The sequence below is a fragment of the Nocardiopsis baichengensis YIM 90130 genome (assembly GCF_000341205.1).
In the GTDB taxonomy this organism is placed as follows: Bacteria; Actinomycetota; Actinomycetes; order Streptosporangiales; family Streptosporangiaceae; genus Nocardiopsis_A; species Nocardiopsis_A halophila.
On the sequence record NZ_ANAS01000024.1, the window covers coordinates 1 to 24,851 of the forward strand.

The 24,851-nt window shown below is 75.6% G+C and carries 22 protein-coding genes; 9 read left to right on the forward strand and 13 right to left on the reverse strand.

The features are described from left to right. Positions 1–53 precede the first annotated feature (53 nt). Both C892_RS0119575 and C892_RS0119580 read left to right on the forward strand, forming a co-directional pair. Positions 54–2,207, forward strand: coding sequence for a RecQ family ATP-dependent DNA helicase (locus tag C892_RS0119575; RefSeq protein WP_017558545.1), 2,154 nt, complete (start codon positions 54–56; stop codon positions 2,205–2,207). A 576-nt stretch (positions 2,208–2,783) separates the two neighbouring features. Further along, a complete protein-coding gene (locus C892_RS0119580) occupies positions 2,784–3,218 on the forward strand; it encodes an SgcJ/EcaC family oxidoreductase (protein WP_017558546.1) in 435 nt (144 codons plus the stop codon). A gap of 30 nt (positions 3,219–3,248) precedes the next feature. Here the strand turns inward: C892_RS0119580 and C892_RS0119585 are convergent, their stop codons facing one another. Further along, a complete protein-coding gene (locus C892_RS0119585) occupies positions 3,249–4,151 on the reverse strand; it encodes a carbohydrate kinase family protein (protein WP_040685509.1) in 903 nt (300 codons plus the stop codon). Between the two features lie 198 nt (positions 4,152–4,349). On the opposite strand from C892_RS0119585, the gene C892_RS0119590 reads away from it, so the two are divergent. The 6 genes from C892_RS0119590 (at position 4,350) to C892_RS0119615 (ending at position 12,048) form a co-directional block, all read left to right on the forward strand. Beyond that, positions 4,350–7,082 carry a bifunctional acetate--CoA ligase family protein/GNAT family N-acetyltransferase gene (locus tag C892_RS0119590; protein ID WP_026124494.1) on the forward strand — a complete coding sequence of 911 codons (2,733 nt, stop codon included), beginning with the start codon at positions 4,350–4,352 and terminating at the stop codon, positions 7,080–7,082. A 790-nt stretch (positions 7,083–7,872) separates the two neighbouring features. Next, positions 7,873–8,466 carry a DUF5998 family protein gene (locus C892_RS0119595; protein ID WP_083932634.1) on the forward strand — a complete coding sequence of 198 codons (594 nt, stop codon included), beginning with the start codon at positions 7,873–7,875 and terminating at the stop codon, positions 8,464–8,466. 33 nt (positions 8,467–8,499) lie between these two features. After that, complete coding sequence (locus C892_RS0119600) at positions 8,500–9,630, forward strand: alkaline phosphatase family protein (protein WP_017558549.1); 1,131 nt, start codon at positions 8,500–8,502, stop codon at positions 9,628–9,630. A gap of 458 nt (positions 9,631–10,088) precedes the next feature. Next, complete coding sequence (locus C892_RS0119605; protein ID WP_026124495.1) at positions 10,089–10,574, forward strand: peroxiredoxin; 486 nt, start codon at positions 10,089–10,091, stop codon at positions 10,572–10,574. Between the two features lie 20 nt (positions 10,575–10,594). Then, positions 10,595–11,386, forward strand: coding sequence for an enoyl-CoA hydratase-related protein (locus tag C892_RS0119610; protein ID WP_017558551.1), 792 nt, complete (start codon positions 10,595–10,597; stop codon positions 11,384–11,386). Positions 11,387–11,394: 8 nt separating this feature from the next. Next, the gene (locus tag C892_RS0119615) at positions 11,395–12,048 is read left to right on the forward strand and encodes an MBL fold metallo-hydrolase (RefSeq protein ID WP_026124496.1); all 654 of its coding nucleotides are present in this window, start codon (positions 11,395–11,397) and stop codon (positions 12,046–12,048) included. 388 nt (positions 12,049–12,436) lie between these two features. Here the strand turns inward: C892_RS0119615 and C892_RS0119620 are convergent, their stop codons facing one another. From C892_RS0119620 to C892_RS0119640, 5 genes are all read right to left on the reverse strand, one after another. Beyond that, the gene (locus C892_RS0119620) at positions 12,437–12,838 is read right to left on the reverse strand and encodes a DUF2203 domain-containing protein (protein WP_017539344.1); all 402 of its coding nucleotides are present in this window, start codon (positions 12,836–12,838) and stop codon (positions 12,437–12,439) included. A gap of 380 nt (positions 12,839–13,218) precedes the next feature. Then, a complete protein-coding gene (locus C892_RS0119625) occupies positions 13,219–15,633 on the reverse strand; it encodes a CHAT domain-containing protein (RefSeq protein WP_017558553.1) in 2,415 nt (804 codons plus the stop codon). Between the two features lie 819 nt (positions 15,634–16,452). Next, complete coding sequence (locus tag C892_RS0119630; RefSeq protein ID WP_017558554.1) at positions 16,453–16,959, reverse strand: YbaK/EbsC family protein; 507 nt, start codon at positions 16,957–16,959, stop codon at positions 16,453–16,455. Positions 16,960–17,174: 215 nt separating this feature from the next. Then, positions 17,175–17,648 (reverse strand): hypothetical protein, encoded by a 474-nt coding sequence (locus C892_RS32640; protein ID WP_017558555.1) that lies wholly within the window; start codon positions 17,646–17,648, stop codon positions 17,175–17,177. Between the two features lie 21 nt (positions 17,649–17,669). Then, positions 17,670–18,260, reverse strand: coding sequence for an RNA polymerase sigma factor (locus tag C892_RS0119640; protein WP_017558556.1), 591 nt, complete (start codon positions 18,258–18,260; stop codon positions 17,670–17,672). 218 nt (positions 18,261–18,478) lie between these two features. Between C892_RS0119640 and C892_RS0119645 the strand changes: the two genes are divergently transcribed. Beyond that, on the forward strand, positions 18,479–18,973 hold the full coding sequence (locus tag C892_RS0119645; RefSeq protein ID WP_039820508.1) for a DUF3145 domain-containing protein: 495 nt from the start codon (positions 18,479–18,481) through the stop codon (positions 18,971–18,973). 85 nt (positions 18,974–19,058) lie between these two features. Here the strand turns inward: C892_RS0119645 and C892_RS0119650 are convergent, their stop codons facing one another. From C892_RS0119650 to C892_RS0119680, 7 genes are all read right to left on the reverse strand, one after another. After that, entirely contained in the window at positions 19,059–19,565 is a 507-nt protein-coding gene (locus C892_RS0119650) for a DUF1707 SHOCT-like domain-containing protein (RefSeq protein ID WP_017558557.1), read from the reverse strand. A 55-nt stretch (positions 19,566–19,620) separates the two neighbouring features. After that, entirely contained in the window at positions 19,621–20,049 is a 429-nt protein-coding gene (locus C892_RS0119655; protein ID WP_017558558.1) for a DUF1707 SHOCT-like domain-containing protein, read from the reverse strand. A gap of 157 nt (positions 20,050–20,206) precedes the next feature. Beyond that, entirely contained in the window at positions 20,207–20,668 is a 462-nt protein-coding gene (locus tag C892_RS0119660; protein ID WP_017558559.1) for a DUF1707 SHOCT-like domain-containing protein, read from the reverse strand. Between the two features lie 579 nt (positions 20,669–21,247). Then, positions 21,248–22,063, reverse strand: a complete 816-nt coding sequence (locus tag C892_RS0119665; protein ID WP_017558560.1) for an inositol monophosphatase family protein — start codon at positions 22,061–22,063, stop codon at positions 21,248–21,250. Then, entirely contained in the window at positions 22,060–23,073 is a 1,014-nt protein-coding gene (locus C892_RS0119670; RefSeq protein ID WP_017558561.1) for an ATP-grasp domain-containing protein, read from the reverse strand. The genes C892_RS0119665 and C892_RS0119670 overlap by 4 nt, the downstream gene beginning before the upstream one ends. Positions 23,074–23,521: 448 nt before the next feature. Continuing rightward, positions 23,522–24,145, reverse strand: a complete 624-nt coding sequence (locus tag C892_RS0119675; RefSeq protein ID WP_026124497.1) for an HAD-IA family hydrolase — start codon at positions 24,143–24,145, stop codon at positions 23,522–23,524. Between the two features lie 145 nt (positions 24,146–24,290). After that, positions 24,291–24,827, reverse strand: coding sequence for a YbhB/YbcL family Raf kinase inhibitor-like protein (locus C892_RS0119680; RefSeq protein WP_017539356.1), 537 nt, complete (start codon positions 24,825–24,827; stop codon positions 24,291–24,293). Between the last annotated feature and the right edge of the window lie 24 nt (positions 24,828–24,851).

Consider the following 24,851-nt stretch of genomic DNA (forward strand, 5'->3'; position numbering starts at 1 on the left):
AGCCCCAGTGAAGACGCCCCGGGCCCCTCCCGGGCTCTGGTACCAAGGAGGACATGGTGCCCTCCGACGCCTCACCGGCCCCCGACGCCCCGCACGACGGCCCCGCCCTGCGCGAGGCCGCCGAATCCCACCTGCGCGCGCTGGCCGGGGAGCACGCGCGGCTGCGCGAGGACCAGTGGACGGCGATCGCCGCCCTGGTCGCCGGGGGCCGCCGCGCCCTGGTGGTGCAGCGCACCGGCTGGGGCAAGTCCGCGGTCTACTTCGTGGCCACCGCCCTGCGCCGCGCCCAGGGGGCCGGGCCCACGGTGATCATCTCCCCGCTGCTGGCCCTGATGCGCAACCAGATCGCGGCCGCCGAGCGGGCGGGGATCCGCGCCCGCACCGTCAACAGCTCCAACACCGCCGAGTGGGACGAGGCCTACGCCGCCATCGAGGCCGGCGAGGTCGACGTGATCCTGGTCAGCCCCGAGCGGCTGAACAGCCCCGACTTCCGCGACCGGGCGCTGCCCCGGCTGGCCGCCGGCGCCGGGCTCGTGGTGGTCGACGAGGCGCACTGCGTCTCGGACTGGGGGCACGACTTCCGCCCCGACTACCGGCGCATCCGCACCCTGCTGCGCGAGCTGCCCGCCGGGATCCCGGTGCTGGCCACCACCGCCACCGCCAACGAGCGCGTCACCCGGGACGTGGCCGAGCAGCTCGGCGCGGGCGACGGCGAGGAGCCGCTGGTGCTGCGCGGCCCGCTGGACCGGGAGAGCCTGCGCCTGGCCGTGGTGGAGCTGCCCGACGGCGCCTCCCGCTGGAGCTGGCTGGCGCAGTACCTGCCGGAGCTGCCCGGGTCGGGCATCATCTACACGCTCACCGTCGCCGCCGCCGAGGAGACCGCCGCCTTCCTGGCCGAGAGCGGCTACGAGGTGCGCTCCTACACCGGGCGCACCGAGCCCGAGGAGCGCCGCCGCGCCGAGGAGGAGCTGCTCGGCAACAAGGTCAAGGCACTGGTGGCCACCAGCGCGCTGGGCATGGGCTTCGACAAGCCCGACCTGGGGTTCGTGGTGCACCTGGGCGCCCCGCAGTCGCCCATCGCCTACTACCAGCAGGTGGGGCGCGCCGGGCGCGGTGTGGAGTCGGCCGAGGCGATCCTGATGCCCGGCCGGGAGGACCGGGAGATCTGGGCCTACTTCGCCGGGCTGTCCTTCCCGCCGGAGGAGACCGTGCGCCGGGCGCTGTCGGCCCTGCACGAGGCCGGCGGGCCGGTCTCGCTGCCCCGCCTGGAGACCGAGGTGGACCTGGGCCGGTCCCGGCTGGAGCAGATGCTCAAGGTGCTGGACGTGGACGGGGCGGTGCGCCGGGTGCGCGGCGGCTGGGAGGCCACCGGCCAGGAGTGGACCTACGACGCCGAGCGGTACCGGGCGGTCGCGGCCGCGCGCGAGCGCGAGCAGCAGGCCATGCTCGACTACATCGCCCACCCCGGCTGCCGGATGGAGTTCCTGCGCCGCCAGCTCGACGACCCGGAGGCGGCGCCCTGCGGGCGCTGCGACGGGTGCACCGGGCGCCACTGGCCCGCCGAGGTGGACGCCGGGCGCCGCCGGGCGGCCGCCGCCCACCTGGAGCGCCCGGGGATCCCGGTGGCGCCGCGCCGCCAGTGGCCGGCCGGGATGGCGGCGCTGGGCGTGCAGGCCTCGGGCAAGATCCCCGAAGGGCTGCGGGCCGACGAGGGGCGGGCGCTGGCGCGCCTGACCGACATCGGGTGGGGGACGGCGCTGCGCCGCCTGCTCGCCGACGACGCCCCGGACGCGCCCGTGGACGAGAAGGCGTTCACGGCTGTGGTGGAGGTGCTGGCGGCCTGGCCGTGGGAGCGGCGCCCGGTCGGGGTGGCGGCGATGCCCTCGCGCACCCGCCCGGCGATGGTCGCCGACCTGGCGTCCCGGCTGTCCCGGGTCGGGCGGCTGGCCCCGGTGGGGACGCTGTCCTACACGGACCCGGAGGGGCCCGGGCCGCGCCGGCACAACAGCGCCCAGCGGCTGGCGTCGGTGTGGAAGGCCCTGGAGGTCCCGGACGAGGTGCGGGGCGCGCTGTCGTCGCTGGACGGCCCGGTGCTCCTGGTGGACGACTACACCGACACGGGCTGGACCTTCGCCGTCGCCGCCCGCCTGCTGAGGGAGGCGGGGGCCCAGGAGGTCCTTCCGCTGGCCCTGGCGTCGACGTCCTAGGAGCGGTGGCCGGCGGGGGCGGGAGCGCGCTCCGCCGGTGCGCGGCCGCCGATCCCTGCGTGGGCGCTGGTCGCACCAGGGGCGGCCCCCTCCGGGTGCGCCCCGTGACCGTCCGGACGGGGCATGGTCCGACCTCGGTGTGCGCACGGGCTCGGCCGTCCGCATGCACGCGAACGCCGGAATCCTGAGCGGCTGGCTCAGCGGCCGCCGGCCTCCACCGTCCAGGAGCCGCGTCGGCGCACGTCGGGGATCGAGGGGCGTTCCTCGGAGCCGGTCCTACCGCGCGGTGCCCCGGCACGGCCCTTGCCGCGTTCCCATCGGTCCACGGTGCACCCGGGCCGGCTGCTCCCGCCTCCGGGGACCTGCTGACGAACGCACCCGGACGCCGTTCGCCACGGACCCGATCCAAGCACCCCGAGGGGCGCGGACGGCCGCGCCCTGAGCTTGACCTCAACCCGACTTGAGGCTGTTGGGTCGTTCCCGGGGGCCGGAGGGCCCCTGGGGTCGGCGGCCGTCAGGACGGAACGGCGCGACGCCGGCCCCGACCACCGGTGCAGTCATGGAAGGGAGGCCGTCATGGCCGAGGGGATGCTGGTGGCGGGAGAGGTCGCGGCGGAGGAACGGCAGGCGGCGACGGCCGTGGTGAAGGATCTTGAGGAGGCCTTCAACGCCCATGACGCCGCGGCCCTGAGCGCGTGCTTCGCCGCGGAGGCGTCCTGGACCAACGCTGCGGGGATGCGCCTGGACGGGCGCGAGGCCATCGCCGGGTTCGGGGCGCGCGCCTTCCAGGGGCCGCTGCGGGACGCCTACGCGCGCTACGAGGTCGTCAAGCTCCTTGCGATCGTGCCGGGCGCGGTCGGGGTGAACGTCCGGCAGGTCCCCACGGACGAGGCCGACCGGACGGTCGACGGCCACCACGGTGTGGCGACCTACGTGGTCGCGCGCGAACAGGGTGCCTGGAGGATCGTCGTCGGACAGAACAACGCCGTCGCGGCGCTGCCCGGCGGCTGACCCGCGGGCCGCCGGCCGCCCGCCGCTCTGCTAGACGTCGCCCAGGTCGGGGCGGGCGCCGGGCATGTGGAGTGCGCGGGCGGCCAGGTGCTGGCCCCGGGCCAGGGCGTCCTTGGGGTGCTTCCCGGACAGCCACAGCGGCAGGAACCCGGCGATGAACGCGTCGCCCGCCCCGATCGAGCCGGGCGAGGGGTCCACCGGCTCGGCCGGCACCTGGACGATGTCGTCGCGCCCCTTGGCGGCCCACAGGGCGCCCTCGTCGCCGAGCTTGATCACCACCGCCGGGAACCACGCGGTCAGCACCTTGGCCGCCGCCTCCGGGTCGTCCCGGCCGGTCAGCACCCCGGCCTGGTCGGTGTTGGCGAACAGAAGGCGGGCGCCGTTGGTCCAGTCCAGGAAGTTCTCCGCCCCCGCGCGCTTGAGCGGGGCGTGCGAGCCGCCGTCGACCGAGATCGACATGCCGGCCTCGCGGGCCGCGCGCAGCGCCATCCGCGCCGCGCGCCGCGAGTCCTCGTTGATCAGGGTGTACCCGGACACGTGCAGGTGCCCGTCGGGGGCGAACACGTCGCGCGGCAGGTCCTCGGGCTGCAGGCGGGCGTTGGCGCCGGGGTCGCTGAGCATGGTCCGGTCGCCGCGGTGGGTGATCATCACGACACAGGTGCCGGTGGCCCGCTCGGGGTCCATGACCAGGCGCGAGTCCACCCCGTAGCCCATCAGCTCCATCTCGCGGGTGCGGCCGGTGATGTCGGAGCCGCGGCGCCCCACGAACGTGGCCTCGGCGCCCTCCAGCGCCAGCCAGGCCGCGACGTTGGCGCCCGAGCCGCCGCCGTAGGTCAGCACGGAGGCGGGGGTGTCGCTGCCGCGCGCGAGCGGATAGAACGCCCGCGCAACGGAATCGGTCATGAGGTCACCGATCACGACGACTCGTGCCATTGGGTCCACCACCACCTTGCGTCCCCGCCGGGCGAGCGGGGGAGAACTCAACCGTGCGCGCGGGCTCTGAGCATTATGCACAGAGACGTTAACAGGTTCTCCGGTGCGGCGAGGTAACGAAGCGGCAGCGCCGTGCGGCGCTCCGAAACGTGTGCGGCGTTCCCCACACCGGGGCCGATCTCCTTTAGGCTCAAAACCGTGCAGCCATACCCGAACCACTGGGAAGCCGACGTAGTTCTCACCGACGGCGGGACGGCCCACATCCGCCCGATCACGCCGGAGGACGCCGACCTGTTGCGCGCGTTCCACGCGCGCCTGTCGCCCGAGACGATCTACTACCGCTTCTTCGCGCCCTACCCCCGACTGTCCGACCGCGACGTCAAGCGCTTCACCCACGTGGACTACGACGAACGGGTGGGCCTGATCGCGACCATCTCCGGGGTGATGGTCGCCGTCGTGCGCTACGACAAGATCGGCGAGGACGAGGCCGAGGTGGCCTTCCTCGTCGAGGACGCCCACCAGGGGCGCGGCCTGGCCTCGGTGCTGCTGGAGCACATCGGCGCGGCCGCGCGCGAGCGCGGGGTGCGCCGCTTCATCGCCGACGTTCTGCCGGAGAACCGGCGCATGATCAACGTCTTCCGGGAGGCGGGCTACACCGCCCAGCAGACCTTCGACGAGGGCGTCATCCGCCTCACCCTGGACCTGGAGCCCACCGACCACTCCGAGGAGGTCATGCGGGCCCGCGAGCAGCGCGCCGAGTCGCGCTCCATCGCCCGGCTCCTCTTCCCCGAGTCGGTCGCGGTCATCGGCGCCAGCCGGACCGCGCACACCGTCGGCCAGACGGCGCTGCGCAACCTCCTGGCCGGGGACTTCCAGGGGCCGGTCTACCCGGTGCACCCCGAAGCGCGCGCCGTCGCCGGCGTGCGCGCCTACCCGAGCGTCCTCGACATCCCCGACCCGGTCGACCTGGCCGTGGTGGCGGTGCGCGCGGACATGGTGGCCGACGTGGTCCGCGAGTGCGCCCGCAAGGGCGTGCACGGGCTGGTGGTGGTCACCTCGGGGTTCGGCGAGGTCGGCCCCGAGGGCAAGGAGCGCCAGGACGACCTGGTCACCACCGCGCGCGCGGAGGGCATGCGGGTGGTGGGCCCCAACGGCCTGGGCGTGGCCAACACCGACCCGGCCGTGTCGCTCAACGCGACGCTGTCGCCGTACGTGCCGCCGCGCGGGCCCATCGGCTTCTTCTCCCAGTCCGGCGCGCTGGGCCGGGCCATCCTCCAGCGGGTGTCCGAGCGCGGCATCGGGCTGTCGACGTTCGTCTCGGCGGGCAACCGGGCCGACGTGTCCGGCAACGACCTCATCCAGTACTGGCAGGAGGACCCGGCGACCGAGGTCGTGCTGCAGTACCTGGAGTCGCTGGGCAACCCGCGCAAGTTCACCCGCCTGGCGCGCCGGCTCGCCCAGCACAAGCCGGTCGTGGCGGTGCGCAGCGGCGGCTCCTCCGGGGTGCCCACCGGGCACGCCGCGGGGGCGCTCTCCCTGCCCGACTACGCGGTGACCTCCCTGTTCGAGCAGGCCGGGGTGATCCGCGTGGACGACATCACCCAGATGTTCGACGTCGCCCAGCTGCTGGCCTACCAGCCGCTGCCGGTCGGCCCGCGGGTGGCCATCCTCGGCAACTCCGACTCGCTGGGGCTGCTCGTCAAGGACGCCTGCGTGCGCGAGGGGCTCAAGCCGCACGAACCGGTCGACCTGGGACCCAAGGCGACCGCCGAGGACTTCGACCAGGCCCTGTCCCAGGCCCTGGCCGACGAGGCGGTGCACGCGGTCGTCGTGGTGTTCATCCCGGCGCTGACCCCCATCTCCGACGATGTGGCGGCGGTGATGCGGTCCAAGGCGGCCACCTCCGACAAGCCCATCCTCACCACCTACCTGGGCCACCAGGGACTTCCTGAGGAGCTGCGGCACGTCAACGACCAGGGCGAGACCGCCCGCGGGTCGGTGCCCTCCTACCTCGCCCCGGAGGACGCGGTGCGGGCGCTGGCGCACGCCACCCGGTACGCGCTCTGGCGCGAGCGGGACCCCGGGCGCCATCCCGAGCTGGCCGACGTGGACGGCGCACGGGCGCGCGCGGTCATCGACCGGGCGCTGGAGGAGCGCGCGGAGCGCACGGACGGGGGCGGGGCGCACCGGCCGGTGTGGTTCACCAGCGAGCCGGTGCACGGCGAGGAGTCGGCGATGCCGGCTCAGACCGCCCGGGAGCTGCTGGGGTGCTACGGCATCGACGTCTGGACCGACGTCCCGGTCTTCGACGCCGAGGGCGCGGTGGCGGCGGCCGAGCGGCTGGGGTACCCGGTCGTGGTCAAGGCCAACGCCCCGGACCTGCGGTTGCGCGCGGGCGGCACCGGCATCCGCGCCGACCTGCGCGGCCCGGACGACGTGCGGGGCGCCTTCACCGCGCTGCACGGGCGCCTCGGCGACGAGGCGATGCTGGTCGTGCAGCGGATGGTGGTGCCCGGCGTGCCCACGGTGGTCCGGGCGGGGGACAACCCCTCGTTCGGCGCGGTGGTGGGGTTCGGCCTGGCCGACGTCACCGCCGAGCTGCTGGACGACCGCGCGTTCCGGCTCGCGCCGCTGACCCACGCCGACGCCAGCGACCTGGTGCACGCGGTGCGCGCGGCCCCGCTGCTGTTCGGGCTGCCGGCGGGGGCGACCTCGCTCGCCGAGCAGCCGAACGTGGAGGCGCTGGAGGAGCTGCTGGTGCGGGTGTCGCGCCTGGCCGACGCCTTTCCGGAGATCGGTCACATGGACCTGGACCCGGTCACGGTCAACGCGGAGGGGGCGCACGTCCTCGGGGCCCGCGTGTGGCTGCGGGAGGCCCCCGACATCCGCCCCGACTCGGGGCCCAGGCGCCTGCGCGGCGTGGCGTTCTAGACGTCCTCGGCCGGGCCGGGCGCCTGCCCCGGTGCGCTCCTGCCGCGCACGTTCCGCGCCACCGCCCCGCCACCGCCCTGCCGCCGCCGTTCGGTGCGGACGGGCGCTCGGTGTGCCCCGCAGGCGGGGCCGTGCAGCGGCGCGCGGCAGCGCGGGTGCCCGGCGGCAGGTCCGCCGCCGGCAGGTCCTCCGGCGGCCGTGCGCTCATGCACGTGCCCCTCGTCGTCGGCGGGCGCCGGTGCGCGGACGGCGGCGCCCGCGAGGGCGGCGCGAACCGCGCCCACCCCGAGCCCGGGACCGGCGCACGCCCCGACCGGTCGGAAGCCCCGGCCAGAGGGCGGGCGTCCCCGACCGCTCCGCCGCCTTCCGGGCCGGAGCGGGGCGGGCGGGTCCGGTCTCCGCCTATCCGGGGCCGGCGGCTCTTCGGGAGCCTGCCCCCTCAGGCCGGTTCGGGCTGCGGTTCGGGGTCGGGCGGCATGGGCCCTGGGCCCGGGCGAGGTCCCGGCCCGGGGCCGGGTTCGGGGTCGGGCACCGGCGGCTCCGGCGGCACCGGGTCGGGGCCCGGCGGGGTCGGCCCCGGGCCGGGCGGCGGCGGTTTCGGCATCGGCGGGACCGTTCCGCGGGGCGCCCTGGCACGGGGCGGCGGGATTCGGGTGCGCGCAATCGCCTTCATGCCCCGCCCCGTACCCGCCCCGCTCGAGCGTTACCCATGGCGGGCCCGGCGGGTCCGACGGGCGCGACCGCGCAGACCAGGGTGCGATCTGTCGCCGGGAGAGGGCAGGATGGAGGTATGAGGAAAACGCGTGCCGTGTCCACCGACTGGCGCTCGGAGATCGAGCGCAGCGGGTACTACCCCGGCCTGGTGACCGACGCCGTCGCCGCCGCTCTCGGAAGCGAGAGCGCCGACGCCTTCGTCGTCCACCACGAGGCCACCTTCGACCCCGCGATGGAGATGCGGCGGCACATCACCGTTCTGCTGCTCACCCCGACGCGGCTGGTCGTCTGCCACACCGACGAGCATCCGGCGACGGAGGGCGCCGACCGGCCCCAGGCCTCCACCACCACCGACGCGATCCGCATCGGCAACATCCAGTCCGTCGCCCTGACCCGGGTGGTGGCCGACCCCGCCAACCACGTCTCCGGGACGCTCCCCGCCGAGCTGGTCCTCAACATCAGCCTGAGCGTGAACTGGGGCGCCGTCGCCCACGTGGACCTGGAGCCGGCCGCCTGCGCCGACGAGACCTGTGAGGCCGACCACGGCTACACCGGCGCCATCACCGCCGAACCCCTGACCCTGAGGGTCAGCCAGGCCGCCGACGGCCCGGAGGCGGTGGCGAACATGCTCAACTTCGCCTCGGTCCTCGCCGAGGCGGCCTCCCGCTGAACCGGCCCGGCGCGTAGAGCCAGGAGGAAGCCCGTGACCACCCCCTTCGATGTCCCCGGGTACGGAAGCACGTCCCTGGCCGACCTCGCCCCCTCCGTCCTGGCGTCGCTGGGGGTGCAGGGCGAGCCGTCGGTGCTCGGGCTCCCTCCGGCGCGCCGCGCCTGCGTGCTGCTCGTGGACGGCCTGGGATGGGAAGCGCTGCTCGCCCACCGCGAGCGCGCCCCCTTCCTGTCGTCGCTGATCGGGGAGGCGGGGCCGATCACGGCGGGCTTTCCCACCACCACCGCGACCAGCCTGACCACCTTCGGCACGGGGCTGGCGCCGGGCCACCACGGGGTGGTCGGCCTCAAGGTCGCCATGCCGGGCGGGGACACCGTCTTCAATCAGCTGCGCTGGGACGCCGACGTCGACCCGGAGGCGTGGCAGCCCCGCGCCACCGTGTACCAGCGCGCCGAGCGCGCGGGGGTGGCCACCGGGTACGTCGCGGCGGGCGCCTACGAGGGCAGCGGCCTCAGCCGCGCCTCGGCCCGCGGCAGCCGGTACCTGCCGGCCAACGACATCACCGAGCTGGCGGTGCGCGCGGCCGCGGCGATGTCCACCGGGGAGCGGTCGCTGGTCTTCGTCTACCACGCGGACCTGGACGCCTACGGGCACATGTTCGGCATGGACTCCGACTACTGGCGGCTGCACCTGGGGCACGTGGACCGGCTGGCCGAGCAGATCGCCGACGCGCTGCCGCCGGACGCGGCGCTGTACGTGACGGCCGACCACGGCATGGTCGACACCGGTGCGGCGGGCCGCATCGACGTGGAGGCCGACCCGGACCTGACGCGGGGGGTGCGCGTGCTCGCGGGCGAGGCGCGGGTGCGGCAGGTGTACACCCGGCCCGGGGCCACCGCGGACGTGCGGGAGGCCTGGGCGGAGCGCCTGGAGGGGCGCGCCCGGGTGGTGACCCGCGAGGAGGCGGTCGAGGCGGGCCTGTTCGGGCAGGTGGACGACGGGGTCTGGGAGCGCATCGGGGACGTGCTGGCCGTCGCGACCGGTGCGTGCGCGCTGGTGGCACCGCGCGCGGAACCGGTCGAGAGCGCGCTCGTGGGCCAGCACGGGGCCCTGACGCCGGAAGAGCTGCGGGTGCCGCTGCTGAGCTACACCACCATCGATTAGCCGGGGCCGCCGGGTCCACCGGGACCGGCGGGCCACCGGGAGCAGCGCATCGCTGGGAGCAGCGGACCACCAGGACCGTCGGGCCCCTCGGGACCCCCGGGAAGGAGCGGCCGGGCGGAGGGCGTCGGCTGCGGCTTTCGGGCGACGGATGCGCCTGTCGGCCCTCGGGATCCGGGCGAGGGCGCGGCCTGATGGGCGGGGCTGCGTGCGCTCGGGCGGGCGGAGTGGCACGTGGTGGGGCTGCGCTTTTGGTGTGGGGTTGAGGGTGGTGGTGGGCCGACGGGTGGTGGGGCTGCGCCTTTGGCGTCGGTTGAGGGTGGTGGTGGGCCGACGGGTGGTGGGGCTGCGCCTTTGGCGTCGGTTGAGGGTGGTGGTGGGCCGACGGGTGGTGGGGCTGCGCCTTTGGCGTCGGTTGAGGGTGGTGGTGGGCCGACGGGTGGGCTAGATTGCGCCCCGTGGTGGATATCGGCGATGCGGCGCCCGGGTTCTCGTTGCCGGACCAGGACGGGCGCGTGCGCGATCTGGAGGGGCTGCTGGCGGAGGGGCCCCTCGTACTGTTCTTCTATCCGGCGGCGATGACGCCCGGGTGCACGGCGGAGAGCTGCCACTTCCGGGACCTGGCGGCGGAGTTCGCCGAGCTGGGGGCCGGGTGTGCGGGCGTCAGCGCGGACGCGGTCGAGCGCCAGCACGCGTTCGCGGACATGCACGGCCTCGGCTTCCCCCTGCTCTCCGACGAGGACGGGCGGGTGGCGCGCGCCTACGGGGTGCGGCGCACCGCTCCCGGGCTGTCGGCGCTGGCGCCGACCCGCCGGTGCACCTTCGTGATCGGGACCGACGGCCGGGTGCTGCACGTGGTCAGGAGCGAGATCCGGATGAACGCCCACGCCGACGGGGCGCTGGCCGCGCTGCGGTCGGCGGACGGCGGGGGCCCGGCGGGCCGATGAGCCGAACGGAAGGAGACCCCATGGCGGAGGCCGAGGGCGGGCGGCCGCCTGTACGGCGCACCACCGACCGGGGGATCGCGACGATCACCCTGGACTCCGAGCGCAACCGCAACGCCCTCTCCGCGCCGCTGCGCACCGGCCTTCTGGCCGAGGTGCGGGCGGCCATGGACGACGACGCCGTGCGCGCGGTCGTGCTGACCGGGGCGGGGACGGTGTTCTGCGCGGGCGCGGACCTGAAGGAGGTCGCCGAGCGGCTGGCCGGCCGGGAGCCCGCACCGGAGGCGCCGGGGATGGGCGAGATCTTCGCGGCGATCATGGACGCCCCCAAACCGGTGGTCGCCCGCCTGAACGGCACGGCCCGGGCCGGAGGGCTGGGGCTGGTGGCCGCGGCGGACGTGGCGATCGCGCCGGATGACACCGAGTTCTCCTTCACCGAGGTGCGCATCGGCGTGGTGCCGGCGGTGATCTCGGTCCCGGTCCGTGCGCGGCTGCAGGACCGGGCGCTGAGCCGGTACCTGCTCACCGGCGAGGTGTTCGGCGCACGGGACGCGGTGGCGGCGGGGCTGCTCACCGAGGCCGTCCCGCGCGCCGAGCTGGACGCGGCGGTCCAGCGGGTCGCCGACGGGCTGCGCGCCGCCGCCCCCGGGGCGCTGGCGGGGGCCAAGGCGCTGCTGTCGGAGCACGGCGCGAAGGAGCGGGCGGCGGAGTTCGCCCGCATGACCGAACTGTCGGAGCACTATTTCGCAGGGGAGGAAGCGGCCGAGGGACGCAGCGCCTTCTTCGAGAAGCGGCGGCCCCGGTGGGTGTTGTAATGGGAGACGTGAGCTACTCGGGAGATACCAGGGTCGGCGGACCGGCCGACGTACGCGACCTGCCAGAACTGACCATCAGCAAGCTCGCCGTGGGGCGGATGGACAACAACGCCTACCTGCTGCGCTGCAAGCGGACCGGGGAGGCGGTGCTCATCGACGCCGCCGACGAGGCGGACCGGATCGTGGACCTGATCGGAGACGGCGGCCTGGCACGGGTGATCACCACCCACCGGCACCCCGACCACTGGCAGGCCCTGGCCGAGGTGGTGGGGGTCACGGGGGCGCGCACCGTGGCCCACCCCGACGACGCCGAGGAGCTCCCGGTGTCGGTCGACGACCCGGTGGAGCACGGTGACCGCGTGCCGGTGGGGGAGTGCTCGCTGGAGGTGGTGCACCTCCGGGGGCACACACCGGGGTCGATCGCGCTGCGCTACGACGACCCGGAGGGCGTGACGCACCTGTTCACCGGCGACAGCCTGTTCCCGGGCGGTGTGGGCAAGACCTGGTCGGACGCCGACTTCCGGTCGCTGCTGGCCGACGTCGGGGAGCGCGTCTTCGCGGACATGGGCGACGAGACCTGGGTCTATCCGGGGCACGGCAAGGACACCACCCTGGGCGCCGAGCGGCCCCACTTGGACGAGTGGAGAGAACGGGGCTGGTGAGGCCCTGACCTCCGGACCGGCGGCAAGGGGCCTCCCGGGGCACCCTCGGAAGGCCCCGATGCGCCGAAGGCGGTCCTGCACTCACCCGTGGAGGACGGCAGGCGGTCCCGGCTCCGCCACGCCTCCCCGGCGGCGGCCCGTGGGCCCTTCCACCGTTCCGCCGTCCCCGGTTCGGGCCCGGACGTCCCTCACGTCACCGGGTACTCGGCGGCGGGAGGGCGTATGTCGCTTTCTCCGCCGACGTGCCCACTGTGCGCCCGACCAGGTGGCCGCGGTCCGGTCCGGGCCGCGGCCGAGTCGTCGATCCGGGGTGTGCCACCGACTTCGGCGCAGGAGGATGCACACGGCGTCCGGGTAGGGCGGCGCGATGCTTCTGGAAAAGGCAGCGTCAGTGCTCGGGGAGGGGGCGGCGGCCGAAGAAGCCGAGCTCGCTCCTGTGGTACCAGCCGAGCCCGGGCTCGCCTTCGAGCCAGCACAGACGGACCGACGCCCCGTCCAGGAAGGCGGGCAGGTCGAGCAGGATCGGCGCCAACCCTTTCACTTCGATGCCGTTGTCGGGGAACCAGGCCTGGAGCTCGCTGAAGCGCGCCTCCATGCCCTTCAGCTCGGCCCGGCCACCGAACGCAGAGTCCCCGGCGATCCGCAGGTCGGCCGCGAGTTCGGCCATGTCCGCACGGAGAGAGACGAGGTCCTCGGCGCGCTGCCGGATCTCCGGCATCAGTGCGTGTGCCTCGTCGAGGGTGAACAGCCGGAGCCCCGAGGGGTCTTCGTCATCGCTGTCGTGGCTCATCGCGTACCTCCAAGAAGGCCCTGGACGACCGGCCCGGAGGGGGTGGCCCCCGGCGGGCCAGGGCGGAACTCGGCGACTCGCCTCCATGGTGGACCGCCGTCCGCCGGAATGCGCGAACCGCCGGACGCGCGTCGGGTGAATGGTAGCGCTTGTACATCGTCCCCGGGCGCGATAGTGCCCCATCCGCCACCGTTCCGGCGCTTCCGGCCCACCCTCGCACAGTGTTCCCCGGTTCTGCCGTGGCGCCCCCGTCGCGCCCTCCGGACCGGCGCACGAATCCGTGCCGGGCGCGGACGGCACCGGTCCCGACCGGGGCGTGGGACCGGCGGTCGGAGGTGGGGGCGGCCTCCCCGCCCCCACCTCTCACGGCTTCAGCGGGATCAGCCTGCTCCCATGCACAGGAAGCCGTGTTCCGCCAGGTGGTCCGCCACCGCCCGGGCCGGGTCGGTGCCCGAGGCCACCGCGGAGTGGAACGCCGTCATCGGCCCCGCGATCTCCAGGTCGCGCACCGGTACCGCCGAGGCCACCACGGTCCGGGCGCCCCGGGACAACAGGGCGGAGCCCATCCCCAGCGGAGCGCCCGACGGGGCCGGGGTCGACACCCCCAACCAGCACGCGGAGAGCACCACCGTGGGCGGGACCGCAGAGAGCATCTCGGCGTCGTAGGCGAACAAGGGGCCGTCGGCGAACAGCAGGGCGGCCAGCATCGGGGCCTCGGGCGCCATGCCGCCGTGGCCGATCAGGTGGGCCACGGGCGCCTCCGGCAGGCGGCGCCGGAGCTCGGGAACGGTGGCCTCCGCCCCGGACAGCAGCCGCGTCCGGTACCCGGCCCCGCTCAGTACGTCCCGCACCCGCGCGGCCTCGGCGGAGGCCCCGGGGACCCGCGGCCCGCAGGCCACCACGGCGGGACCGGCCCCGGCCGCCGTTCCCGCCGTCCCCGCCGCCCGCACCGCGTCGGCGTCCAGCCAGGCCCGCGCCGACGGCGCCACGCACACCTCACGGCCGCGCAGTGACGGCAGCCGCCCCCACGGCAGCTCCTGTGTCACCGGCGCCGGGCACACCACCACCGGGCGGTCGCCCAGCAGCCCCGACGCCGGGCCCAGCAGCATCCGGTCCAGAAGGGCGGCGGAGACCGCCGCACCGTGTCCGCCTCCCTCCCCTCGGAGCGCGGCCAGACGCAGGTCGAACGCGAATTTGGCGGACTCGGCCTCGATCCGGCCCACGGGCCCCAGGCGGTGCACCGCCACCCGGTCCTCGGCCACGGCCACGGCGACGCATTCGCCGCCGAGCACGGCGTAGGAGACCAGGACCCGGTCGCCGAGCCGGTCGCGCAGCCCCTCCAGGACGCCCCCGCCCGGCGGGGGAGCGGTCCGGCAGCGGTGCCACTGGGCGGCGGCCAGGCGCGCCGACCAGTGCCCGATCTCGGTGAACGCCGCCTCCTCCCCGTCGTCGGCCCGCCGGTAGGCGTCGCGCAGCCGCTCCAGCAGCTCCGCCCACGAGCCGTCCCTGCAGACCGCGGCACCCCGGCCGGAGCGGCCGTACTCCAGCCAGGCCAGCAGGTCCTCTCCGCGGCCCTCCGCCAGAGCCCGGCGCGCCCCTTCGGCGGCGATGCCCCGCTCCCGGGGACGTGCGTGCCCGGCCGCCTCGGCATGCCCGGGACGCTCGACCCCCGCCAGCCGGCGCAGCGCGGCCGCGTGCCGGCCGGAGTCCAGGAGCGCGGCCGCGGCCGCCTGGTCGCGGGAGGGGCGGACCGCGCCGGCGGCACCGGTGGGGGAGTAGACGGCGCACCGGGCCGCGGTGCGCCGGCGGACCCCCGTCGCCTGTTCGGGCGCCGACAGGCACCGCGCCGACCACTCCACCGACGCGGCCAGTGCGGCCCACAGCGAGTCGGGGGCGAACCGGGCCCGTACCCGGCGGACCTGGGCGATGGCGGCGCCCCGGTCCCCGCGGGCGAGCCGGTGCTTGGCGTCCACGAGCCGGGCCGCCGCCTCGCCCAGCAGCGGGCCGGCAGCGGCGGGGCCGCCGAACGACTCCAGGCGGATCCGCGCCTGGTCGGGCAGCCCGGCGGCGAGGAGGGCGTCCGCGCCGTCGATCCGCAGGGCGATGCGGCGGGAGCGGGTGGAGCGGGCGGCGGCCTCGTCGAACAGCCGCATGGCCTCGGCGGTCTCGCCGTGGCGGACGGCCAGGCAGCCGAGGTTCTGCAGGACCGCGGCGCGCAGGTAGTCCAGCCGGCGCTCGTCGGCCAGCGCCAGGGCCTGGGCGAGGTCGTCGGCGGCCTCGGCGGTCCGGTCGGCATAGACCAGGGCCAGCCCGCGGTTGGCCAGCAGGGCGGGGAGCAGCCGCGCGGGCGCATGGGGGCCGACCCGTTCGAGGGCGGCGTCGAGCGCGGCCAGGGCCCGGGGGAAGCGGCCCCGCTGGGCCTCGGCGACGCCGCACCGGAGCAGGGCCGTGGCGGCGTCGGTGCGGCGGCCGAGCGCGGGACCCGACAGCCCCGGGCCGCCGTGCAGGGCGCGGATGGCCAGGCGCGCCTGGCGGGCCCGGGCGGCCGCACCGTCGAGGCCGGCCGAGGAGGCGACGGCCGCGGCGCGTCCCAGCAGGCGGTGGGCGGCGGCGGGGTCGCCCTCCTCGTGCAGGCATATGCCGAGCGTGCACAGGGCGTGCGCCCGAACGCGGGGGTCGGGGCCCGAGGCCAGCGCGCCTTCGGCCCAGGCGCGGGCGGATTCGGGGTCGCGGGCGACGAGTGTGGCGGGGTCATCGGTCGTGTCGAACGGTCGTCGGGGGCGCGGGCTCTGCAAGGGCGGCACCTCTCACCGGGGGATGGACCGGTCGGTCCGGAAGACACGGGTGACGGCGCGCGCGGCACCGGAGGGCGGTGCAATGCGCTCCAGTGCCTTGTTAGCAACCCGAAAGGCGCGTCGGGGGCCAGATTCCGGCGCTTGTGGAAAACAGTGGTGGCGAACGGTGGCGAACGTCCGCATATCCATTTCCGGGAGCCGAGGCCACAAGCCCCGGTACGACACGCCCGAAAAGCGGACACGGAACAACGGCCCCGAGGAATCGACCGAAGGCCTCCGCGAATCCGCGTACGCACCCCCCGAACCTGGTGGCCAGGTTCCGCATTCACTGGCGAGAGGAGTCGGCCTCCGAAAGATGAAGAGGGCATCCGCGGGCCGCCTCGTGAGCCCTTGGCGGTGTGTCGAATCGGCGGAGGCGTTTCCTTCCCGTCGGGCATCGGGCGCTGGGACGCTGACGGTGACAATGGTGCTGGAACGGGCGGCGACGACGAAGGCCGGTGCCTCTTGCGGTAGTGCTGTGGGGTGCGCGGCGTGCGGGCGGTCACCGGGGGCGGCGACGACGGGTCAGCCGGTGCCCCGCCCGCGCTTGGCGTCCGGCTACCGGGCCGCCGCCGGTCCGGCTGCTCCGACGTCGCCCCTCACCTGGCATCCTCGCGGCCCTACGCCCCGCCGGCAGGCGCGATCGGGGTACCTGCCGCTCCATCACCGGCTTCGGGGCGCTCGACGGGGGGGCGAGCGGGTGGCGATGGGCACGCCCGGCGGTCGGGGGAGCGGATCCGGTCTCCACCGCCTGCCGCCACCTGCCGCCGCCTGCCGGCCTCAGCGTGCGACCGGGAGTGAGGTGCCCTTGGTGACGCGGACGAGTTCTTCGTGGGTGGTCGGGAAGATCGTGTCCGGGGTCCCCGCGGCCGCCCAGATGCGGTCGTAGTCGGCCAGGGCCTCGTCCACCACCGTCGTCAGGGGCGACGGGTGGCCGAGCGGGGCCACGCCTCCGATGGCCTGACCCGTGGCGGCGCGCACCTGGTCGGGGTCGGCCCGGTCCAGGCGGGGCAGGCCGAGGCGGGACGCCAGCGCCTTGGTCGCCACCCGGTGCCGTCCGCTCGTCAGGACCAGCACCGGGGTCTCCCCGGCCATGAACACCAGGCTGTTGGCGATCGCGCCGACCCCGCACCCCAGGGCCTCCGCCGCCAGGGCGGCGGTGCGGGCCGAGTCGTCCAGCCGCCGGACCAGCGGCCGCACCCCCGCGGCCTGCAGGGCCTCGGCCACCTGCCTGCTGCGCTCGGGCAGTTCCTCCAGCGGGGTCTCAAGGGCGCTGTTCTCGGGCACGGGCGGTTCCTCCTCGGGGCGGACCAGTGCGCGTGTCGGCGGTGCGCGTCGGAACGGGAGACGGGGGGATTACGCCGATGATCCTACGAGCCGGAGGGGTCTGCCACCACCCGGATTCGCGGAGCCGGGGGGTGGCAGGGCCCTGCCACACGCCCGTCGACCCGCCTGCGCGGCCGTCCCCTTGCCGACACGCGCCCGCAGTCCCCCACCGGCCGTCACAGCGGGAGCCAGGACGACACCACCCTCGGCCCCTCGTCATCGCTGACCAGCAGACGCACCGGCCCCCGCGGTACCGATCCCGCGGTGAAACCGCCCCCCTCGTCCACCGGGAACTCCCGGGCGCCGACCGGACTGCGCACCTCGACCGTTCCGGCGCCCGGGGGCACCACGCGGCCCGCGATCCTCCGGTGCCCGGCATGCCCGGTGATCTCCAGGTGCACCTCCACCTGCACCCCCACACCCCGCAGCAGCACATAGCGCGGGCCCCGCAACGCGCTGGTGCGCACCCCGCCGTCCGGTTCCAGGGAGTCGCCCACCACCTCGGCCACCGGAGCCTCCACGCCCCGCGCTGCGAAAGCGCCGTCCGCCGCCCGCCGCACCCGCTCCGACATCGGTTCCGCCTCCGAGGCGCCCTCGCGCAGCCGGGCGATCAGACGGTCGGCCCGCTCGTCCTCATCCTCCGGCCACACGGCGCTCCCCGCCCTTCCCGCTCACACGCCCGCCTCGTACGTCCCCTGTGCCCGCCTGAGCAGACGGAGGAGCCGCCGCCGCGCACGCCGGCGCACCGTCGGCACCTCCTCAACAGGCAGCCCGGTGCAGTCCGCCACCTCGGCGGCCGACGCCCCCGGCCGGTGCAGGTCCAAGGCGAGCACCGTCCGATCGGGCTCCCCGACCGACGCGATGGCCTCCCGCACCCCGCGGACCTCCTCGGCGCGCAGGTACTCCGACTCGGGGGTCCGGTGGTCCACCGGCTCCAGCGCTCTCAGGCCCCCGCCGCTCTCCAGCGCCCGCGCGCGCCGCGCCAGCCGAATCTGGCGGGACGCCTCCCGGTGGGCCGTGCGCGCGATCCACGAGCCGATCCGCTCCGGCGAGCGGATGCCGTCCAGGTGCTCGGCGAGCCTGCACCACACGGTCTGGCGGGCGTCCTCGGCGTCCTGCCCGGACAGTCCGTGGCAGCGCACGACGGCGTCGACCATGAGCTCGTACCGGCCGATCAGGGCGCACCAGGCCGCGTGCTCCCCGGCGGCCGCCCGGCCGACCAGGTCGACGGAGGAGGGGACGTCACGGGTCTGGTCACTCAACGGCGCCCCAAGTAGACTCGCCGAACCTGCCACACCTGGGGTCACGCTAACCGCCGCGCAACCCTCCGCGGGCGGGAATGCCGCATCCGGCCATCACCGCCCTGGTGCCTTTGGTGCCCATGGGGCACAATGGCCCGAGGAGAACTCCCGAACGGACGGCTCCTCTGCGGGAGAACGAGGGCGACGGGGAAGCGCACTCGTTCGTATCAGGAGGTTCGGTGTCCGCACGTGGCGTCTTGTATGTCCACTCCGCGCCCGCGGCGCTGTGCCCACACGTCGAGTGGGCGGTCGCGGGCGTCGTCGGTGTGCCCGTGAAACTCGACTGGGACGACCAGCCGGCGGCGCCCGGATCGCACCGCGCGGAGTTGAACTGGCAGGGCGCGCCCGGCATGTCCGGCGCGCTCGCCTCCGCGCTGAACAACTGGCAGCGCCTGCGCTTCGAGGTGACCGAGGAGCCCACTCCGGGCTGCGACGGCGTCCGCTACAGCTACACCCCGACCCTGGGCGTCTTCACCGCGGTCACCAGCGCCGCCGGCGAGGTGCTGGTCTCCGAGGCGCGGCTGCGCACCGCCATGGAGCGCGCCGCCGCGGGCGAGGTCGAGCTGGCCGAGGAGCTGGACCGGCTCACCGGCAGGGTGTGGGACGAGGAGCTGGAGCCCTTCCGCTACGCCGGGGACGGCGCCCCCGTCCGCTGGCTGCACGCCGCCGGCTGAGCGGCCCCGTCGCGGGGCCGTGGGCCCCGGCCGGGCGGCCCGGCCGACCTACCGGTCCGGGCCCCGGGGGCGGTGCAGAACGCCCTCAGCGCCCGTCGGGAGGAGGCCAGGGGCGGTCGGCGCGTCCGTGGCCGCGCTCCTGCGGCCGGTGGTGGTGCGCCCCGCTGAGCGCCCCGGCGAAGGTGAAGACGAACATGAACCCGATGGGGATCAGCGGCCAGAACGGCAGCAGCCCGCCGGCGATCACGCTGGTGACGCCCCAGATCCCGATCAGTACCACCGACACCGCTGCCAGGCCCCGCCAGGGCTCCAGGCGCCGGACCCACTCCTGGGACCGCTCGGCGCCGGCGCGCGCCACCTCGGAGCGCCGCTCGGGCGGGCGCAGCACCTCCGGCGGGGCGGCGGGGAGGTCGCGGGTGACGGGGGACAGGTCGCCCAGTGTGACCGCCCCCATGGCCAGTTCCAGCCGCTCGTGGTACTCGGCCAGCGTGAGCCGGCCCTCTTGGAGGGCGTGGCCCAGATGCCGCGCGACGGCGTCCCGGTCGGCGTCCGAGGCGCGCATCCGCTCCGGCGGCAGCCGTTCGTCGTCCATCCTCCTCACTCCCTCCGGTGCGCCGGGAGACCGCCCCTACCCGGGCCTGGCCCGCTCATCGGCGGTGTCCCGAGCTCTCGTCCGGCCAGATCGCGGCCGCGACCAGGATCGCGGCCCAGATTCCCAGCGGGACCAGCGGCCAGAACGGCAGCAGCGTGCCGCCCATGATGCTGGTCACGCCCCAGATGCCCGTCATGATCACGGCACCGCCCATCCACCAGCGCCACTCGTCCACCCACTCCTTCCACGGGGAGGCCGCCTCGCCGGCGCCGGCGGCCACGGCCACCGGCCGCTCTTCGGCGGGCACCGGAGCGGGGGGCGGTTCGGGCAGGTCGGCGGTGAGGCGGCGCAGATCACCGATGTGCACCGCCGCCATCGCCGCGTCCAGCCTGCGCTCGTACTCGGGCAGGTCCAGACGGCCCTCCGCCAGGGCGGTGGCGAGGCGTTCGGCGGTGGCGTCCCGGTCGGCGTCCGAGGCGCGCATACGGGCCTCGGGAACGCGTTCGTCGTCCACCAACGCCCACCCCCTGCCGCATGATGATGGGAGATTTCACGATACGCGCCGCCATCGCGGGAGGAAAGGCTCCGTACGGGCAGGGAAGCGGTGCCGCCGCGGGCGTCTGCACCGGGGCGGGAGGCGGTCAGCGGCCGCGGCCGTGCGACCCGCCGCCGATGGCCCCGGCGACGATCACCAGTGCCCAGATGCCGAGCGGGATGGCCGGCCAGAACGTGGTCAGACCGCCGGACAGGGCGCTGGTCAGGCCCCAGATGCCGATCATGACGACGGCGCCCCCGGCCCACGGCCGCCAGGCCTCGGCCTGCTCCTGCCAGAACCCGGGCGCGGCGGCGGCCCCGGTGCTCGCCAGATCCACCGGGCCGTCGGCTCGAGGAACCGGGGCGGGCTCGCCGGACGCCGGCAGGTCGGCGGTGAGCGGTTCGAGGTCGCCCAGGGTGACGGCGGCGAGCGCGGCGTCGAGGCGCTCGCGGTACTCGTCCTCCTTGAGCCTGCCCTCCGCCAGCGCGGCGGCCAGGCGCTCGGCCACGGCATCGCGGTCGGCGTCGGCGGCCCGGTACTCCCCCGGGCGCGCTGCGGACCCCTCCATAGCCGGCCTCCCTCTTCCCGTGCGCGCGTCCGGGCCGCCGAGGCGGCCCTCCTTTTCGAGCGTAGTGCCCCGGACCGGGCCACAGCATCGGCAGATCGGCGGGTCCGGCGTCCTCCGAAGGGAGGACGCCCCGCGTCGGGCGCGTCCCAGGTGTCCCGAGTGCCCCTGTGGGGGATGTTCGGAGCGTGCTGTCCCGGTCCCCACGGGCCGCATGGTCGCCGCCCCGGGCCCGGAGAGGACGCGTCCCCCGGAGAGGACGTTGTGTTCGAGCCGATGGGGCGGGAGGACGGGAGCGGGCCGGTCGGCCTTCAAGGATGCGTCCGTCCGGATGTGGCCGAACCGTCGCACCGCCTGGCGGCGAGGCCGGGACCGTGCCGTTCTGGTCCCTGAGGGCGGCGCGGCGAGTAGGCCAGCGGGGAGGCGTCCGTCGACCGCGCCGCCTGATCACCCCCTCCGCCGTCCATCGCCCCAAGGGGGCGAGGAGGCAGGCCCGGGCCGACCCCGCGGCCGACCCGGGGCGCCGGGCGGGGCCGGGCGGGGAGCACCTCCACCGACCGGGCGAACCCCGCCCGGCACCGGCTACCCGACTGCCCCCTCGTCACGCCACCAGCGGGCCACCTCCGCGCACGCCTCCGGGGACGACGCGCCGATCAGGCCCGTGCTCTCGTAGGGGCCCTGGAAGTCGAACCCGGTCCCGTCGAGCCGCACCAGGCCCGCCCCGGCCTCCTCCAGCACCAGCAGCGGGGCGGCGACGTCCCAGTCGCGCACCGGCACGTCCTTGACGAACAGCCGGGCCGACCCCTCCGCCACCCTGCACAGCTTCAGCGCGATGCTCCCGCACTCCATGTACTCGCGGAACCCGAAGCGGGCGTGGGCCCGAGCGGCGATCCCCCGCGGCTCCGGGGTGTTGTCCACGAGGGCCCCGGTGCCCACCGGGGCCGGGTCGAGGCGCGGCATCAGCACCCCGTTGCGGGTGGCGCCCAGGCCGCGCACGGCCGTGTACATCACGTCGTTCTCCGGCGCGTAGACCGCCGAGAGCACCGGCCTCGGGCCCTCCATGAGCGCCGCCTGGGTGACGTAGCCGGGGAAGCCGTGGGCGTAGCTCGCGGTCCCGTCGATCGGGTCGATCAGCCAGTGGCGCCCCGGCCGGGCGGAGACCTGCGAGGAGGCGTCCTCCTCGCTGAGCACCGGCGCCCCGGGGGCCAGCGCGGCCAGCCGGCCGCTCAGCTCCCGGTGCGCCCGCGCGTCGGCCTCCGCCTTGAACTGGGAGCCCTCCCAGACCCCTCGCACCGCGGCGGCGTCGGCGCGCCACTCCCGGAGCAGCACGCCGACCTCCAGCACCGCCGCGGTCAGGGGGGCCAGCAGCTCCCCGGGCGCGGCCCCGGTTCTCCTCACCGGGCCGCCTGCACGGCCGAAGCCGGTTCGTACTCGCGCATCGGCTCCGAGGCCGCGGGCCGGATGCCCGCGGAGGCGAACGCCTCCTCGCCGATGAACTCGTCGGTCCAGCGGCGCACCATGACCACGCCCTCCTGCCATTCGTCGGCCAGGCGGGGTCCGCGGCCCAGCGCCTGGGCCAGCAGCCCGCCGACCTCGTCCACGCCGGCCGCCGTGGTCAGCGGCGCGGTGGAGGAGAAGCGCGGGTTGATCTCGAAGATGCGCGGCTCGCCCGAGGCGTCCAACGCCAACTGCACGTTGAACGGGCCGTCGGCGCGCAGTTCGCGCTGGACGGCCCGGCACACCTCGGCGACCCGTTCGGCGCGGCGGGTGACCGCGAACTTGGTGACGCCGCGCTTGAGCACCACCTCCTTGGGCACGACCGCCTGGACCCGCCCGTCCCGCCAGACCACGACCGAGACGGTGAACTCCGGGCCCGACACCCGCTCCTGCACCAGCAGGTCCTCCAAGGGGGACCCGCCGGAGGCCAGCACGGCGGACACCTCGTCGGGGGTGTGGCAGACCACGACGCCGCGGCTGCCCCGCCCGGAGCGGGGCTTGACCACCGCGGGGGTGCGCGGTGCGCCCGCCCACTCCGAGGCCAGGGCGGTCGCCGGGACGGGCAGCCCGGCGGCGGCCAGGCGGCGCATCAGTGCGTACTTGTCCAGGCAGGTGGCGATGAACTCGCGCCGGGGCAGCAGCACCTGCAGCCCTTCGTCGGCCAGCCCGCCGGCGGGCAGCAGCTCCTCGTCGACCAGCGGGATGAGCGCGGCCGCGTTCTCCTTGGCGCACACCCCGCGCAGCTCCGGGAGGAAGTCGGGGCTGGAGCCGGGGGGAACCAGGTGGCAGTCGTCGGCGAGGTAGAGCCCGGGTGCACTGGAGTCGATGTCGGTGGCGACGACCCGGTATCCCAGGCGCCGCAGGTGAAGGATGGTTCCGGACGTCGATGCCGAGCCCGCCGTCGTGACCACGACGGTCGGGCGCTCGGATTGCTGTGTAGCGGACACCGATGAACCTCTCCGCTCGATATGAGTGATGTGCAGGGTCGGCACGGGACGGCTGAGCGTCCGGGCGCTGATGCGGCGGTCCCTTGACGGCGGGGCGGCGCCGTGCCCGGCGGGGGGTGTCGATCCGTACACAACGAGCGTAGGCCGGTGTTCATCGGGGCGCCGGGTGTTGGCCGGTTCCGGTTCACAGGACAACCGAAAGGCCTGGTTGAGCGTGCTACCACGGGTTTCATCGTGCGCCGGGGGCGGTCCGCGGGGAGCGGCCCGTGCCCAGGGCGGTGACCGGCGCCCGTGCGGCGGCTTCCGGGCCCGACGCGCGGAAGCGGGGCCGGTGCACCTGTGACCGGGCCCGACAGGTGTCCGGTTGCGGTCAGCCGCCCGGCGCCGGAGCGGGCCGGGCGGCGCCGCTTCCCTAGAGCGGGCCGAAGCGTTCTTCCAGGAAGGTGCGCAGGCCCGCGGAGCCTTCGTACTGGTGGGCGTCGATGCCCTCGCGCTTGGCGGCCAGCACGTTCTCCTCGCGGTCGTCGATGAAGGCGGTCCGCCCGGCCTCGGTGCCCAGCTCCCGCAGGACGTGCCGGTAGATCGCCGGGTCGGGCTTGCAGATCTCCAGGTCGCAGCTGAAGAAGGCGGACTCGAAGGGGGCGAGGACGGGGGAGTGGCGGAGCGCCCCGGCGATGTCGGAGGGGGCGTTGGACAGCAGGGCCAGGCGCACGCCGCGTGCGGCGAGCGCGCCGGCGAGCGCGGTCACCTCGGGGTCGGTGGACAGCCAGGAGGCGATGTCGCTCGCCCACAGCGACTGGATCCGGGCGGTGTCCCACGAGGCGCCGGTGCGCCGGGCGATGCGCCCCCAGTACTCGGAGGCGGGCAGCCCGGCGTCGTAGGCGCGGCGCTCGTTCCAGTAGGCGCTCCAGAACAGGTCCGCGGGGACCCCGGCCAAACGCTCCATGGCGGCCCGCTGGGTCTCTTCTTGCGGGCGGGAGATGACCTCGCCGTAGTCGAAGACCACGGCGGCGTACCCGGATCGAACAGAATTCATGTTCGCGCACACTCCATTCGGGTTCATATGAACGCCTGAGAATCAGAGTGTATGTGCGTTCGAGGTCGCCGGGGGAGCCGGTGCGGCGGTGCTGCCGACGGGAGGGGCGGGGGCGGACGGTGCGCCGCCCCCGCCGCTCCGGGTGCTACTTCTGCTCGTAGACCGGGGTGATGACGGCCCGGGCGATGGCGTTGAAGAACAGGTTGAAGCCCAGGAAGGCCGGGGTGGCCGAGGCGTCCACGTCCAGGCGCGGCACCTCCACCGCGTGCACCGCGAACATGTACCGGTGCGGGCCGTGCCCGGCAGGCGGGGCCGCGCCGATGTAGCGGTTGGCCCCGGCGTCGTTGCGCAGCGTGACCGCCCCCTCCGGCAGCCCGGCGCCGCCCTCGCCGCCGGCGCCGGCCGGGAGCGAGGTGACCGAGGCGGGGATGTTGCACACCGCCCAGTGCCAGAACCCGCTGGCGGTGGGGGCGTCGGGGTCGAAGCAGGTCACGGCGAAGCTCTGGGTCCCCTCGGGGAAGCCCTCCCAGGACAGGTGCGGGGAGACGTCCTCGCCGCCGGCCCCCATGATCCCGCTGACCTGGGCCGTCGGCAGCGTCACCCCGTCGGCGACGTCCTGGCTGGTCACGGTGAAGGAGGGAACCTGCGGCAGGAACTCGTAGGGGGAAGGCGGCTGGGCCACGGCGGGCCTCCTCGGTCTCGTCGG